Origin of the sequence: Bacillus sp. FJAT-26390, assembly GCF_001682865.1 — a bacterium.
In the GTDB taxonomy this organism is placed as follows: Bacteria; Bacillota; Bacilli; order Paenibacillales; family Paenibacillaceae; genus Pristimantibacillus.
In genome coordinates, this window is the sequence record NZ_MAQX01000011.1 from 1,082,243 (window position 1) to 1,096,672 (window position 14,430).

Annotated in this window: 14 protein-coding genes; 3 read left to right on the top strand and 11 right to left on the bottom strand. The window is 50.8% G+C overall.

Features of this window, described 5'->3' with window-relative positions; genetic code table 11:
* Positions 1-237: 237 nt before the first annotated feature.
* A complete protein-coding gene (locus tag A7975_RS16385) occupies positions 238-1,215 on the bottom strand; it encodes a DMT family transporter (protein ID WP_065385781.1) in 978 nt (325 codons plus the stop codon).
* A 113-nt stretch (positions 1,216-1,328) separates the two neighbouring features.
* Here A7975_RS16385 and A7975_RS16390 point away from each other — a divergent pair, with 113 nt between their 5' ends.
* Positions 1,329-2,681, top strand: a complete 1,353-nt coding sequence (locus A7975_RS16390) for an aminotransferase-like domain-containing protein (RefSeq protein WP_065385782.1) — start codon at positions 1,329-1,331, stop codon at positions 2,679-2,681.
* Positions 2,682-2,684: 3 nt separating this feature from the next.
* Here A7975_RS16390 and pruA read toward each other — a convergent pair whose 3' ends face one another.
* The 3 genes from pruA to A7975_RS16405 are packed head-to-tail and all read right to left on the bottom strand — an operon-like array spanning position 2,685 to position 6,401.
* Entirely contained in the window at positions 2,685-4,232 is a 1,548-nt protein-coding gene (gene pruA / locus A7975_RS16395) for an L-glutamate gamma-semialdehyde dehydrogenase (protein ID WP_053372506.1), read from the bottom strand.
* Between the two features lie 49 nt (positions 4,233-4,281).
* Complete coding sequence (rocF, locus tag A7975_RS16400; RefSeq protein WP_065385783.1) at positions 4,282-5,184, bottom strand: arginase; 903 nt, start codon at positions 5,182-5,184, stop codon at positions 4,282-4,284.
* Between the two features lie 5 nt (positions 5,185-5,189).
* Positions 5,190-6,401 (bottom strand): ornithine--oxo-acid transaminase, encoded by a 1,212-nt coding sequence (locus A7975_RS16405; RefSeq protein WP_053372508.1) that lies wholly within the window; start codon positions 6,399-6,401, stop codon positions 5,190-5,192.
* A gap of 164 nt (positions 6,402-6,565) precedes the next feature.
* Here A7975_RS16405 and A7975_RS16410 point away from each other — a divergent pair, with 164 nt between their 5' ends.
* Positions 6,566-6,877, top strand: coding sequence for a hypothetical protein (locus A7975_RS16410; RefSeq protein ID WP_065385784.1), 312 nt, complete (start codon positions 6,566-6,568; stop codon positions 6,875-6,877).
* Here A7975_RS16410 and A7975_RS16415 read toward each other — a convergent pair.
* From A7975_RS16415 to A7975_RS16445, 7 genes are all read right to left on the bottom strand, one after another.
* The gene (locus tag A7975_RS16415) at positions 6,874-7,842 is read right to left on the bottom strand and encodes a phosphotransferase family protein (RefSeq protein WP_065385785.1); all 969 of its coding nucleotides are present in this window, start codon (positions 7,840-7,842) and stop codon (positions 6,874-6,876) included. The two genes, A7975_RS16410 and A7975_RS16415, sit on opposite strands and share 4 nt — an antisense overlap.
* A gap of 127 nt (positions 7,843-7,969) precedes the next feature.
* The gene (locus A7975_RS16420) at positions 7,970-8,266 is read right to left on the bottom strand and encodes a DUF6509 family protein (RefSeq protein WP_053372511.1); all 297 of its coding nucleotides are present in this window, start codon (positions 8,264-8,266) and stop codon (positions 7,970-7,972) included.
* Between the two features lie 109 nt (positions 8,267-8,375).
* The gene (locus A7975_RS16425) at positions 8,376-9,308 is read right to left on the bottom strand and encodes a manganese-dependent inorganic pyrophosphatase (RefSeq protein ID WP_053372512.1); all 933 of its coding nucleotides are present in this window, start codon (positions 9,306-9,308) and stop codon (positions 8,376-8,378) included.
* Positions 9,309-9,538: 230 nt separating this feature from the next.
* A complete protein-coding gene (locus A7975_RS16430; RefSeq protein ID WP_082198219.1) occupies positions 9,539-9,982 on the bottom strand; it encodes a methyl-accepting chemotaxis protein in 444 nt (147 codons plus the stop codon).
* A gap of 339 nt (positions 9,983-10,321) precedes the next feature.
* Complete coding sequence (locus A7975_RS16435; RefSeq protein WP_065385786.1) at positions 10,322-11,212, bottom strand: sugar phosphate isomerase/epimerase family protein; 891 nt, start codon at positions 11,210-11,212, stop codon at positions 10,322-10,324.
* 20 nt (positions 11,213-11,232) lie between these two features.
* A complete protein-coding gene (locus A7975_RS16440) occupies positions 11,233-12,090 on the bottom strand; it encodes a sugar phosphate isomerase/epimerase family protein (protein WP_053372516.1) in 858 nt (285 codons plus the stop codon).
* Positions 12,087-13,145, bottom strand: a complete 1,059-nt coding sequence (locus A7975_RS16445) for a Gfo/Idh/MocA family protein (protein ID WP_053372517.1) — start codon at positions 13,143-13,145, stop codon at positions 12,087-12,089. Before A7975_RS16445 ends, A7975_RS16440 begins: the two co-directional genes overlap by 4 nt.
* Before the next feature lie 137 nt (positions 13,146-13,282).
* On the opposite strand from A7975_RS16445, the gene A7975_RS16450 reads away from it, so the two are divergent.
* On the top strand, positions 13,283-14,149 hold the full coding sequence (locus tag A7975_RS16450; protein WP_442950602.1) for a helix-turn-helix domain-containing protein: 867 nt from the start codon (positions 13,283-13,285) through the stop codon (positions 14,147-14,149).
* The last annotated feature ends 281 nt before the right edge of the window (positions 14,150-14,430 follow it).

Below are 14,430 nucleotides of genomic sequence, written 5' to 3' on the forward strand. Positions count from 1 at the left end.
GCTCGCCCCGCACACTCCCATCACATCACAGACTGCTTCTGCTCACTCGCATGACACTCTCTCAACATAATACGACTCGCCACAAACGGCGCTCTCCCAGCATTGCCGCGCTTGAAACAGCAATCTACCAACAAGCATATACAATACGAGAAAAGGCGGTGCGCCATCTATTACCAGCTGCGCTGGCTATGAAGCCTGCGCGCCGGTGGTTTAGCGTTATTTTCAGATAGGCTATCGTTATCCGTTCTTATTCATCGCTTGATCAGATACTATGGGAGGAAGCACCGCCTTCCTCCTTCCCCATGTCCCCGCATTCGCGCCTAGCACGCCCGCGATGATGACAGCTGCCCCGATAATGTGGTAATACGCAAGCTGCTCGTTTAAGAAAACGAAACCTCCAATAATCGAAACCAATGTCGCAAGATGATTGAACACGCTAACCTTGGACGCCTCCAGCTTCGATAAAGCATAGTTGCTGAGCAAGCTGGAAATGAGCGAGGAGAGCACGCCCAAATATAAAACCGACAATAGGAACACAGGGCTTGCAAACGGTTCAAAATAAAGCGATAACGTCCCTTCTGCCACATGTTTGCCGACCGCCATCAGGTTGAAAACAAGGAAGCCGATTGCCGTCATCACATAGGTCATGGCCATTACCTTCATCCGAGAAGTAAGCTTCCTTGCTAACACGCTATAGCCGGCTAATGCGAGGGCTGACAAAAGAATAAGCAGCGTCCCTTTCATATTTGCCAGATTAATCGACGTACCTTTCATGACAAAAATGAAGATGACGCCTGCCACAGAGAGAAGCGTCGAAAGCTGCTGCAGCCTCGTTGTCCGCTCCTTCAAGAAATACGCTGCCGCAATCATCGTGAAGATCGGCACAGTAGCATGGATAATGCCAGCCTCCGCGGAGGATGTGAATTTTAAGCCAAAGGCTTGAAAAGCAAAAAACATCGAGGGGTATAAGACCGCAAGCGGAAGAACAGCCAGTACATCCCGCGGTTTGATTTGGAGCTTCACCCACCCGAATAGGAAAGGAATAGTTGCCGCGCTAAGGGAAACGGTAAAGCGGTGAGCGAGACTATCGAGCGGAGTTGCAACCGTTAAGGCTAATTTTCCAAATAGAAAAGAGAGCCCTACTATGGCCGAATAAATAACGATCGCCGAATAGGCGAAGCGCTTCGTTTTGGCGTCTAATTGTGCTGCTGGCATGACGCACCTCCTAATGAATGTTTATGTTACGTATATCGTATCTCCCCGCCGTGCATGCTACAATAAGGAAAACGGCTATCTGTACCGATACAGATTCGCGAGGAGCCTGTCCGATGTATATCTATTTAAAGCTTATGAACGAGCTAGAAGAACTGATTTTAAAGCAGCCTTATAAGGATGGGCAGAAGCTCCCTTCGATCCGTTCATTGGCGGAGCAGTGCGGCTGCAGCAAGAGCACGATCATTAAGGCGCTCGATGAGCTCGAGAAGCGCCATCTTATTTATGCGATGCCAAAGAGCGGCTATTACGTTGTAAAAGGGACGGATTCCGTCCAAGGCGAAGCGTCGGCAATTTTAAACTTTGCCGATTCCGCACCTGATCCGAATGTATTCCCCTATTTGGATTTTCAGCACTGCATCAATAAAGCGATCGACACTTACCAGAAGGACTTATTCGTATATGGCACTGCCAAAGGGATGACTTCGCTTATCGATGTCGTCCGCAAACAATTAACGAGCTATCAAGTGTTCGCCGAGGAGCGGAGTATATTTGTGGTGTCCGGGGTTCAACAAGCCCTTTCGTTGCTTGCCGCAATCCCCTTCCCAAGCGGCAAGCAGAAGGTGCTGATCGAGCAGCCGGGCTATCATCTGTTTATCGAATATTTGGAGACGCGCCGCATTCCGGTTATCGGGATAGAACGCCGGTTCTCGGGTATAGATTTTGGCAGGCTGGAGGAAATCTTTCGTACGGAGGACATTAAGTTTTTTTATACGATGCCGCGTTTTCACAATCCGCTTGGCTGCTCTTACACGAACAAAGAAAAGAAGCGGCTCGCGAGGCTTGCCGCCAAATACGACGTATACATCGTGGAGGATGATTTCCTCGCCGATTTCGAGCAGGACAGCAAGGCCGATCCGATCTACGCCCATGACGATTCCTCGCATGTCATCTATTTGAAGAGCTACTCCAAAATCATATTTCCCGGCCTGCGCATCGGCATTGCCGTCATCCCTGATCTGCTCACTGGATCGTTTCGGCTGTATAAAAAACAGGACGACATCGACAGCTCCATGCTGTCGCAAGCCGCTCTCGAAATCTATTTGCGCAGCGGCATGTTCGACCGTCACCGCGCCAAAATCCGCAGCAGCTATACGGCTAAGGCCAAGCTCCTTGATGCTGCGCTGGTGAAGGAAGCCGCTCGCAGCGGTGGGGCATTTGCCTATGAGCGCCCGAAACATCCGTCCATTCATACGCATATTTTGCTGGATAAAACGCTGTCCGTCCCGCAGATTATTGCAAAATTAAAGAAGGAATCGATTCATCTATTCTCATTGGATAGAGATTATTTGAGCAATTTCCAGAGGGAAAATATATTGAAGCTAAATGCGACTAATGTAAGCGAGGAAGATATAGAAAGAGGAATTGAACGGATTGGCGCTTTGCTCATCCAATCCGCTCGCAAATAACGTTTAGAACCTTTCCGATACTAGCTTAGCCTGCGTAAAGAGCAGCAAATAATCACGCCCGCCGGCTTTCGAATCCGTACCGGACATATTAAAGCCGCCGAACGGGTGAACGCCGACCAAGGCACCTGTGCACTTGCGGTTAAAATAAAGGTTGCCTACGTGGAACTGCTCGCGGGCTTGCTCCAATCTGCTGCGGTTGCGCGAGATGACTGCTCCCGTCAATCCGTATTCGGTATTATTAGCGATATCAAGCGCCGCGTCGAAGTTGGCTGCCTTAATAAACGCAAGCACGGGGCCGAATATTTCCTCCTGCGCGATCCGTGCATACGGAGCGACATCCTTGATGATCGTAGGCTCAATGAAATAACCGCTGCTGTCTCCAATTCTCCCTCCTTGCACAATGATGCCTTCGCTGCGCCCAACCTCGATATATTTTAAAATGCTAAGGTATGCCCGCTCATCGATAACCGGACCGACGTAGGTGATTTGCTCGTCTGCCTTCCCGAGCTTCAGCTTCTTCGTCCGCTCGACCACCTTCTCGATTACCTCGTCATAGACAAGCTCATGCACGACCGCACGCGAGCAAGCGGAGCATTTTTGGCCGGCATAGCCGAAAGCGGATGCTGTAATCGCATCGGCTGCCAGATCAAGATCCGCATCCTCGTCAACGATGATCGTATCCTTGCCGCCCATCTCGGCGACCACGCGCTTAATCCACTTCTGGTCCTGCTGGCTGAACGAGGCCTTCTCATTAATGCGCAAACCAACCTCTCGCGAGCCTGTAAAACAAATAAAGCGGGTTAACGGATGCTCTACCAGAAAATCGCCCACCTCGCTGCCGGCGCCTGGCAAGAAATTGACGACGCCATCGGGCAACCCGGCATCCTCCAGCAGCTCAACGAATTTGGCGGCGATGACCGCCGTCGCGCTCGCTGGCTTAAGCACGACCGTATTGCCGGCAACGACCGCCGCCATCGTCATGCCCGCCAATATCGCAAGCGGGAAATTCCACGGCGGAATAATGATGCCAACTCCGAGCGGAATGTAGACGAGCTCGTTATCCTCGCCGGCTGTCGCCACAATCGGCTGGCGCTCCGAGAGCCGCTCCATTTCGCGTCCATAATACTCAAGGAAATCAATGGCCTCCGCCGTATCTCCATCTGCCTCGGCCCAGCTTTTGCCTGCTTCGTATACGAGCCACGCCGAGAACTCATGCTTGCGCCGCCGCAGCAGCGCCGCAGCCTTATACAGCACCCTCGCCCTAGCAGGCGGCGTTACCTTCTTCCAATCCTCAAAGGCTGCCGCAGCGGCAAGTATCGCTTTATGCGCAAGCCCCGTGTCCGCCTGCGATACGATGCCAACCAGCTGCTTCACGTCGGAAGGGTTAATCGATTTGCGCTTTTGAATCGTTTCGATGCGGTCCGGACCAATCTTCAGCGTATATTCCTTGCCGAGCTCCGACTCCACCTTGCGCAGCGCTTCCTGAAAATCATGAATATGATCGGTTACCGAAAAATCGGTAAATGGCTCGTTCTGAAATGGCTCCCGCATAGCCTAATCCCTCCTGCCCATTCGAATCAACGCTGAATGCTCGTTGTCCTCACAAAATCTGCTCGCCCAGCAGCGAGCCTATCAATTCCACGGCAAGCTTAGCCGTCTGGTCATGATGGTCGAGACATGGATTTACTTCCACGACTTCCGCCGATGTAACGAGATTGGACTGATAGAGAAGCTCAAGGGCAAGATGCGCTTCCCGGTAGCTTAAGCCGCCCTTTACAGGCGTCCCCGTGCCAGGTGCCTCTAGCGGATCAAGGCTATCGATGTCAAAGCTGACATGGACGCCGTCGGTCGTCTTCCTCAGCTGCTGAATGACCTTCTCCATCACCCGCGCGATGCCAAGCCGATCGATGTCATGCATCGTATAACAGGCGATGCCCAAGGAGCGGATATACGCCTTCTCCCCGGAATCGAGCGATCTGGCTCCGACAATCGCGACATGCTCTGGCTTTATTTTAGGTGAAATGCCTCTAAGACCCGTTAACAGCGGAATGCCTCTCCCGAGGCTGATGCCAAGCGACATCCCATGAATATTGCCCGAAGGACTTGTGTCCTCCGTGTTCAGATCCGAATGCGCATCGAACCAAATGACGCCAAGATCCTCGTAATGCTCAGCTAAACCCGCAATCGTCCCAATCGAAATGCTGTGATCGCCGCCCAGCACTAACGGAAACTCTCCATCCGCCACAATTTCAGCTACACGCTCGGATAATTGGCTGCTCACCGCAAGTACCTCCGCCAAATGTTTTGCGTTTGCTGATTTCAGCGTCTGCAGCGGCGCCATGGCGCTGACCTCTCCAGCCATGCGATAGGAAATATTGAGCTCCGTCAGCTTGCCGCTCAGCCCTGCAGCATGCAAAATATGCGCCGGACCAAGCTCTGCCCCCGGAGTGCCCGCGCCTTTTCCGAAAGGAACCGCAACGATGGCCACCTGTTGAATGCTCATAGACGTCACTCTCCTGCCAAAGTGCTATTCGCGAAGACAGCTTGAATCCTCTCAAACGCCCAGTCGATCTCGTCCTCCGTTATAATGAGCGGCGGCGCTAGCCGGATCACATAGTCATGCGTTTCCTTGCATAGCAGCCCCAGCTCCATCAGCTTCTCGCAATAAGCTCTCGCAGGCGTATTCAGCTCAATGGCAATAAATAGGCCGCGGCCCCTGACTTCTTTTATATCCGGGTGCTGCAATGTCGCGAGCTTGATTAAGAAATACTGTCCGAGGACAAGCGAGCGGTCCGCCAGCATTTCATCCTCGGTTACGTCAAGCGCAGCGATCGCAACGGCGCAGCTGAGCGGGTTGCCGCCAAACGTAGAACCGTGCGAGCCCGGACCAAATACATCCATAATGCTGCTGCTTGCCGCAATCGCCGATACCGGCATGACGCCGCCGCCAAGCGCCTTGCCCATAATATAGACATCAGGCACAACATCGTCCCAGTCGCAAGCGAACTTTCGCCCGGTGCGGCCAAAGCCGGTTTGAATCTCGTCTGCGACGAGCAGCACCTGCTGCTCCTTGCACAGCCTAGCCGCATCGGCAAGAAATCCCCTTGGCGGAATGCGTATGCCCGCTTCGCCTTGAATCGGCTCGATCAGCACCGCGGCGGTATTCGGCTGGATCGCTGCTTTTAACGCCGCCAGATCGCCATAGGGTATTACACGAAACCCTGGCGTGAACGGCCCAAAGCCCTGCCGGTAACTCTCCGTCGAGGAGAAGGACGTAACCGTCAGCGTCCGCCCGTGAAAATTCCCTTCAAAAACGATGATTTCCGCCTGCTCATCGGGTATATGCTTGACGCTGTATGCCCAGCGCCGAACTGCCTTTATTGCCGTCTCGACCGCCTCCGCCCCCGTATTCATGGGAAGAATGCGATCTTTGCCTGTATAAGCCGCAAGCTTCTCGCAAAATACGCCCAGCGCTTCGTTGTGAAAGGCACGTGATGTAATCGTGACCTTATCCGCCTGCTCCTTCAATGCTTCAATAATGCGAGGATGACGATGCCCTTGGTTCAAAGCCGAGTAAGCGCTCAGCATATCCATGTAACGCACGCCATCCGAATCCTGCACCCACACGCCCTCTGCGCTGCTGATCACTATCGGCAGGGGATGATAATTATGGGCTCCAAATTGTTCAGCCAGCTCGATGTCTTTACTCGCCCTGTTCATCACCTGCTCCTTTCTGCATGCACCCGCAAAAAATAGCTGTTTTTGAATTTTATGCGGTTAAGGGGTGACAAATAACAAAGGGACTGGAGGATAGGTAGAAAGTAACAATTTCTCTTGTGCGGATGAGGCGTGTTGATTTAATATAAATCGGGGGGATTGATGGCTTGAGAAATAAAAAAGTGTTTTTCACTTTGTTGATTAGTCAAATATTGTTCGGACTGTTTACGTTCATTTGGTTTTTTGTCGCCTTGATGTCCGTTATGATCTTCGACTCGCCAGGTTCCGAAAAATTATTTTGGCCTGTCTTGCTGTTCATCATCAACTGGCTCTATCCGGTAGCGCTTATTTTATCTATTATCGTGAGCTGGGTGCTCTATCGCCTGGACAAAATGAAAACAGCGATTACCATCGCAATGGTACCGCTGATTTGGATTTTGCCTGTTTTCTGCATAATCATCTATGCCGGTTCGAGCTAATCCTTGCTGCTTGCGATAAAACGAAGCCAGCCTTGCTCCATATTATTTTGTGCCCATTGCAAGTGATTGCGGTCCTCGTACTGGCGATACGGGCACTCTATGCAAAAAATAAGATCCAAATACAAATCGTAGAGTGCTCTGCGGCCCTGCTCTCCCGTTGTAAAAGATTTGATGCCGTAACCTTTAAGAAAAGATGCCGTTTTATTAAAGTGGCTAAAATAATGCTCCATCAGCGGATCGCCCCATAACGCACGCTCGAAATCGATAATGCCGGAAACGGCTCCGTCCTTTATGAATACATTGCCGTCCCATAAATCCCAGTGAACAAGCCTCGGCTCCGTTACCTCATCAAGGACGTCTAACCGAAGCGCTACCTCATTCCTGATGGAATCATAGTCCGCCGGAAGCTGTACGCCCTCGCGTTCTCCGTCAGCCAGCACGCCCAGCAGCAGTTGATGAAAGCTCTCTCTCCAAGTGGAGTCCGCCGAACCGTCACTTGCTGCATAAAGACCAAAGCGCTCTCCGCGAATTTCATTTAATTGCCGGTTATAAACGCCAAGCTGATAATCGATCTGATTGCGCTGCTCTTCGGTCAGCTGATCCTTCACCTTATTGTAAGGCTCGCCCTCCAGCATCTCCATAATAAAATATTCGCAGTCCACGATCGATTCGGAGTTATCATGCGCGTATACAGCAGGCACCGGCAATGCGCCGACTAGCTTCACTAGTCGCAGCACCTCTACCTCCGTCTTCATCAGCCCCTGCTCGTAGCTCATCATCTTCGTATCCGATAGCGGTGCCGCCTTCACAATAACCGATTGCCCATTCGCCAGCGTCACTTGATAGGCAGCATTAGCCCAGCCGTCCGTAAGCTCCTTAATAACGGTTGGCGATTGCCCAAATGCATTCAATGTAATCGCTGTCATTTCACTTTCCGTCAGCTTCCTCTTTATTCCGCTTTCCATCGTTGTCCATCCCCTTCTATGGATTTGGCCGTTATGTCAGCGCCCTTGCGCTAAGCAGAGCTGACGGGCAGCCCTGCTTGCACAATAGTCATTCCTGATATGTATAATTCAGCTGCTAGACGGTGCTCTATTCCGCAGCCTTCTCAAAATGCTCCTGACAGAACGCCAGCACCATCTTCTCTTCATCCTCTTCCAGCTCAAAATCGATGTACTTATTGGAGGATGTCGTCAAAAACTCATATTTCGCAATGCGGGCTGCTTCCTCTTCAATAACATAAATGACACGAAGCGTTACACCTTCCTCGTGGTAAAGCTCATCATCGTCGGCAACGTCAAGATCGAGGATGAATTCATATCTCTTTCCTGTCAAAATGCCAAACGGGTCCTTCATCAATTCAGCGCTGTATTCCGTAATCGTAAACATGTTATCCGCTCCTTCTCTATCTATTATAGCAAAACAAAAGCAGCCTGAAACTTGTTAATCAAGTCCCAGGCTGCTATTTTTGGTTGAACGGCAACCGCCGCCCCTTTTCCTACAGGTTGCTTAGCGTTTCTGTAAGAACAGGCACGATTTGCGATTTGCGGGAAACAACGCCCTTGAGTACCGCTTTGTTGTCGGACAATGTTACGTTGTAAGCTTTCTCAACCGCATGAGCTTGAGCGCCGAGTGCAAGCGCAACGGAATCGTTGTTCAAAATATCCGTAACGACAAGCACGAACAGGTCAAGGCCTTTCGTTGCGATGATGTCATTCAATGCCGCTTCCAGCTCAGCTTGGCGGGAGATGACATCGTTTGTGTCAACCGCGTTTACTTGCGCGATTTCTACTTTGTAGCTGCCCATTGCGAACTCTTTCGCGTCAAGGGAGATCAGCTGTGCAATCGTTTTGTCGCTTAGGTCAGCACCTGCTTTAAGCATGTCCAGACCGTAGCTTTCTGCGTTAACGCCAGCGATTTCAGCAAGCTCGCGAGCTGCTGCAACGTCTTGCTCGGTGCAAGTCGGCGATTTGAACAGCAAGGAATCGGAAATGATTGCAGACAACATAAGGCCAGCAATTTCTTTGCGAATTTCAACGCCGTTCTCTTTGTACAATTTATTCAAAATCGTCGCTGTGCAGCCTACAGGCTCAGCGCGGAAATATAGCGGGTGGCTTGTCTCGAAATTAGCGATACGGTGGTGATCGATAACTTCCAGTACACGTACTCTATCGATATCGTTCGCGCTTTGTTGACGCTCATTGTGGTCGACCAAAATAACCGTATCCGTCTCGTCAGCAACGTTCTCGATAAGACGGGGAGCTGCAATACCGAAATAGTCGAGCGCATATTGCGTTTCGCCGTTAACGTCTCCAAGGCGAATCGCCTCAACGTCAGCACCTAGCTTTGTTTTCAGCTCAGCATAAGCAATAGCTGATGTAATCGTGTCGGTATCCGGGTTTTTGTGCCCGAAAATAAGCGTTTTAGTCATTTCGAGTACTCCTTAAATGTTATTTGCCTTCAGGGCCAAAGCAGTCGCTAATGACCCTAGACCTTTTTTGATGATTATACCACTAACCGCCAACGGCTGTCGCCTTTCGAAGGGCAGCACATGCTCGTTTTACGGTCGAAATCCGCTTAAAACCATTATAGATTTAAGTTCTCTTTATTCCTATACCGTTACACTGAATTAAATCATAAAATTTGTGAATAATGAATCCGCTATACGGTAAAACGTTTGTTCAGCGAGGTCAGCTCGTTGGACATCGCCCGAATCAGCTCTGCCGAAGTGCTCACCTCATCCATTGAAACGATCTGGGCGCCGGAATTTGTCGCGATTCCTTCAAAATGCTGAGCGGCCTGGCGGGAAATTCGCTCCATCTCCTCAACCGACGCTGCGACCTCCTCTGATTCGGCGGATACCTCCTCCGAGGCTGCCGATACTTCCTGCAGCTGGACGTTCACGAGCTCCAGCCCCGTTACGATCGAGCGGAACGCGCCTCCCGCGTCCTTAACGAGCTGAAGGCCGGACTCCACCTTCTTCGTGTTTGACTCCATGTCCGTAGAGAGCTGCGTCGTTTGCTCCAAAATAGCCGTAATCAATTCGGCGATTTGCGTTGCCGAGATTTGTGATTGCGTCGCAAGCTTGCGAACCTCCTCCGCTATCTTTCCGCTAGAGGCAAGTTAAGCAGCAACAAAAAAACTCTCTAGACATATGCCCAGAGAACTTTTGGTGAGTTTCTATTCAATCGGTCGTTTTGATCGGCCGCCAACGTCTCTTTCAGATAAGCAGAAGCAGACTTAAAGGGATAATATCCATCTAATTGTCCCTGCGAAGGACTTATAGGTGGATTAACAGGAAAACCTCCCGTTAATTTACCCGAATTCGCCCCAAACGGCATAAATTCATCAAATTAACGGGAGGTAATCCATCTAATGCAAGCATTTTCTCGGAAACCCCTTTATTAGCGGGAGATTTTCCGGTTATTTCTGCCGACGCCCTATCTACCCTTTGAATGTTTTCAAAAACTGAACCGCTTTGCTAATATCAACCTCTGGGTTTGTTCCAACCTCGCGCTCGATTGTCAAATAGCCGTTATAGCCGATTTCCTGCAGCGCACGCAAATATGCGGGCCAGTCCACGCCGCCTTCGCCAAGCGGTACCTCGCGGAATGCAGAGCCGGATTCGGCCATAATCGCGATTTTCTCATGGTCAAGCGTAACCTCGTAGCCATAATCGCCGTAAACGTCGCGCGGGTCGATATGGCCAAGCTTCACGCCATCCTTCGCATGGGTATGAACGATATAATCCTTCAGCGTATATACGCCTTGAACCGGATCATCGCCCGTTACCATAACCATGTTGGCTGGATCGAAGTTAACCGCCACCCCTTTGGTGCCGAGGCTGTCTAGGAAGGACTTCAGATGAGCAGAAGTCTCAGGACCTGTCTCGATGGCAAAGTAAGCATTCACGTCGTTAGCAAAACGAGCCAGCTCTTCGCAGGCTGTATGCATCGTCTCGTATACGCGGCTGTTTTTGTCACTCGGCACGATGCCGATATGCGTCGTAATAATGTTCGTTCCAAGCTCCAAGCCAAGCTCCATAATCCGCTTGGATTTATCGATCTTCGCGCGGTTTTGTTCCGGATCTTGGAAGCCGTGGCCGCCCAAGTCGCCAACCAAAGCGGAGATATCAAGGCCAAGCCCCTCGATGTAGGACTTCCATTCTTTTCTTGCGGCTGTCGTAAGTCCGGCAGGATCAAGCTCGCCATGCACGGCATACATTTGTACGCCGTCGGCGCCGACCTGCTTCGCCTTTAGCAAGCCTTCCTTTACGCCAACCTGAAAGCTATCCACGATAACGCCGATTTTGTTCGTAATGATAGGCAATGTCATATCCGGCACGCTCCCCTAGTTTATAGTTCGTTCCATACGCGCTTTACGAATTCAAAGCCAAGTCTCGTTCCGAGGCGGCAATCTTCCAGCCCTTCGAACTCGATGGAAATATAATCATCATAACCGCTTTCCTTCACGACGCGAAGCACTTGCGGCATCGCGATGTCGCCATGTCCGACGATTGCGCCGCGAAGCCAGTTGCCGCTCGCGGATTTAAACCAGCCCTCGCCAGGATTTTCAGTCGATGGGCGGTAATAGAAATCTTTTACATGAACCATCGAAGCTAGGCCGATATTGTTGGCAACCGCAGCAGCAGGATTCTCGTCTACGCATAGGAAGTTGCCTACATCAAGCGTCGTCTTGAAGTTCGGACGGTCAACCACATCAACTAGCGCCTGCACGCGGTCGCTATGCTGAATATAGTAGCCGTGATTTTCTACGCTTGTCGTAATGCCGTGCGGCGCTGCATAGTCTGCAATGATTTGGCAAGCCTTCGCCAGCTTTGGCAGCTCTAGCAAAAAGTTGGAAATCGATAAATCCTTCGAGGATGCAACGTCATGGCGCATCTTCTTCACGCCAAGCGCTGCCGCGATATCCACCTCTTGCTTCAAGCGGGCGATCTCCTGCTCGAACTGCTCATCGTTCAGGCCGGAGAAGTTTGCGCCTACCGCATAATTGGACAGCTCGATTCCGCTTTCCTGCGCTTGCTTCTTGATAGCTTCAATAAGCTCCGGGTTTTCGGTCAGGTTAAAGCCGAGCGGTACGATTTCCGCATGTTCTGCACCGATGGATGCCATAAAGATGATAACATCCTGTATCGTCATTTCGCCTGTTCTTAGCGCTTGATATAAGCTGTATGTGCTAATCCCTAGTTTCATAGACGCACTTCCGCTCCTTTTGCTGCCGATTCATAAATACCGACCAAAATTTTCATAATTTCCACGCCGTCTTCAACTGGGCTGATCGGCTGGCTACCGCTTGATACGCAATCGATAAAGTGATTGATTTCATTTTGGAACGCGCCGACAAAATCAAAGCCTTTGTTGTCTGTTTGCGGATAGATGTTCAAAATCGTATCGTTTTGCTCTGTAACGATAACCGTCTCCGGATCGATCTCAAAGCCGCCTTTTTCCCCGTAGAGCTTCACTGCCGTTTCATTCGATTTCGCGTGAAGTGTGAAGCTGACATCGACAAGCAGCGAAGCGCCGTTCTCAAAACGAATCAACGCGTTTGCCATATCTTCAACTGTATTTTTAGCTGCATCGTAATCAGCAGCCTGATAAAAGCTTAAATTTTTCACGTTTGAGCGATTGCCCAGCTTGTGGTAAGTGTTCGCGCTAACGGAAACCGGCTTAGGGCGTCCCATCATGTACCAGCAAAGATCAATTACGTGAACGCCGATATCGATCAGCGGCCCGCCGCCGGAGCGCTCGATGTCGGAGAACCATCCGCCCGGGTTGCCAAGACGTCTAAGCGTTGATGCTTTAGCAAAATAAATTTCGCCGAATTCGCCTCTGTCCGCCATTGCGCGCAGCAGCTGCGCATTCGTATCATAGCGGCGAACGAAGCCCACTTGCAGCAGCTTGCCTGATTTGTTTACGGCTTCCTGCACAAGAAGCGCATCCTCAACGGTGCGGCAAAGCGGCTTCTCGACAAGCACATGCTTGCCCGCATTAAGCGCAGCGATGCTGATCTCGGCATGCGTATTGTTCCATGTACAGATGCTTACTGCTTCAATAACGGGATCGGCGAGCAGCTCGCGATAATCCGTATATATTTTCTCGGCGCCGTATTTCTCCGCCGCAGCCTGTGCGCGTTCCTCGTTCAAATCGCAAACCGCATAAATGTTTGCATTTGGATTGTTCTTATATGAATCTAAATGAGATGATGAGATAGAGCCGTTCCCAATAACTGCGATTTGTACCGGTTTCATTGCTAATCTCTCCTTTGTCCTAGTAAAGTTTTGCACGTCTACACTTTCGTATTATAATGGTTTCAACGCTTAACGCCATGCAAAGCTGTGCGGTTTGTTTGTACAATCGTGCTATCCTGATTAGGAGGTGAATGAAGGTGGAAAAATTCGAGACGCTGCGCGAGCCCATGGACATGCCGGACCCTCATTTTCCAATCAAACTGCACCGCAACGCCTTCGATGAACAGGGAGTCGTCATTTTCCCCCATCACTTTCATGAGCATCTTGAATTTCTATACATCGTCACCGGCGAAGCCTCGATCGAATGTGGATCTACGACCATTACCGCCTCCGCTGGCGATCTTATTGTCGTGAACAGCAACGAATTGCATTATGGCATCAGCCTCTCATCCAATTTGTACTACTATGCGCTCATTGCAGATATATCGCTGCTGCATAGCCAGTCGGTAGACGCAGCCGAAACCAAGTTCATAACGCCGATCTCGCAAAACCGGCTGCTGCTGCAAAATCATGTCACAGACAACAGCAAAGTATCCTCCTGCATGCATGCGATCATCAACGAGCTGGAGCAGCGCGAATTCGGCTATGAGCTGGCGATTAAATCGGAGCTGTACCGCCTGCTGACGCTGCTGCTTCGCGGCCATGTTGCTACCGTACTCACCCAAGACGAGTATGCGGAACGGATGAAAAACATCGAGCGCTTCGCACCCGTCTTCCAACATATCGAGAAACGTTTTAAGGACGAGCTGTCCGTCGACTTGCTCGCGAATATGGCCAGCCTCAGCCGCTTCCATTTCAGCCGATTGTTCAAGGAGCTTAGCGGCCATACCGTGACCGAATACATCACGATGACCCGCCTCGGCAAAGCCGATTATTTGCTTCGCCACAGCTCGCTGACGGTGTCCGAGGTCGCTGCCGCTACCGGCTTTAACGACATCTACTATTTCAGCCGGACATTCAAGAAACACAAAAAAGTTTCCCCTTCGTCGCTAAGGGGAAACTAATGGCTGCTGCCTAGTGCGTCTTATTTGCCAACTCCGTAAATATGCACTTCATCGCCGTGTTCATTATTACGATTTCTTAGCAGCCTGGTCCGGAATGGACGGCTGCTCGCTCGTCCGCTCGTTTGGCGGGGAATGCGCAGAATAAGGCTAATTTCTATCCTTATTTCTGGAATTCCAGCTTGTTTAAGTGAAATAGAGCTAGTTTCTAGCTCTATTTCACTGCAAAAGCGCCTCATCGGCTCTTCTTGCATGGCAAGTCGTAGATGCTGCCATCCAACCTG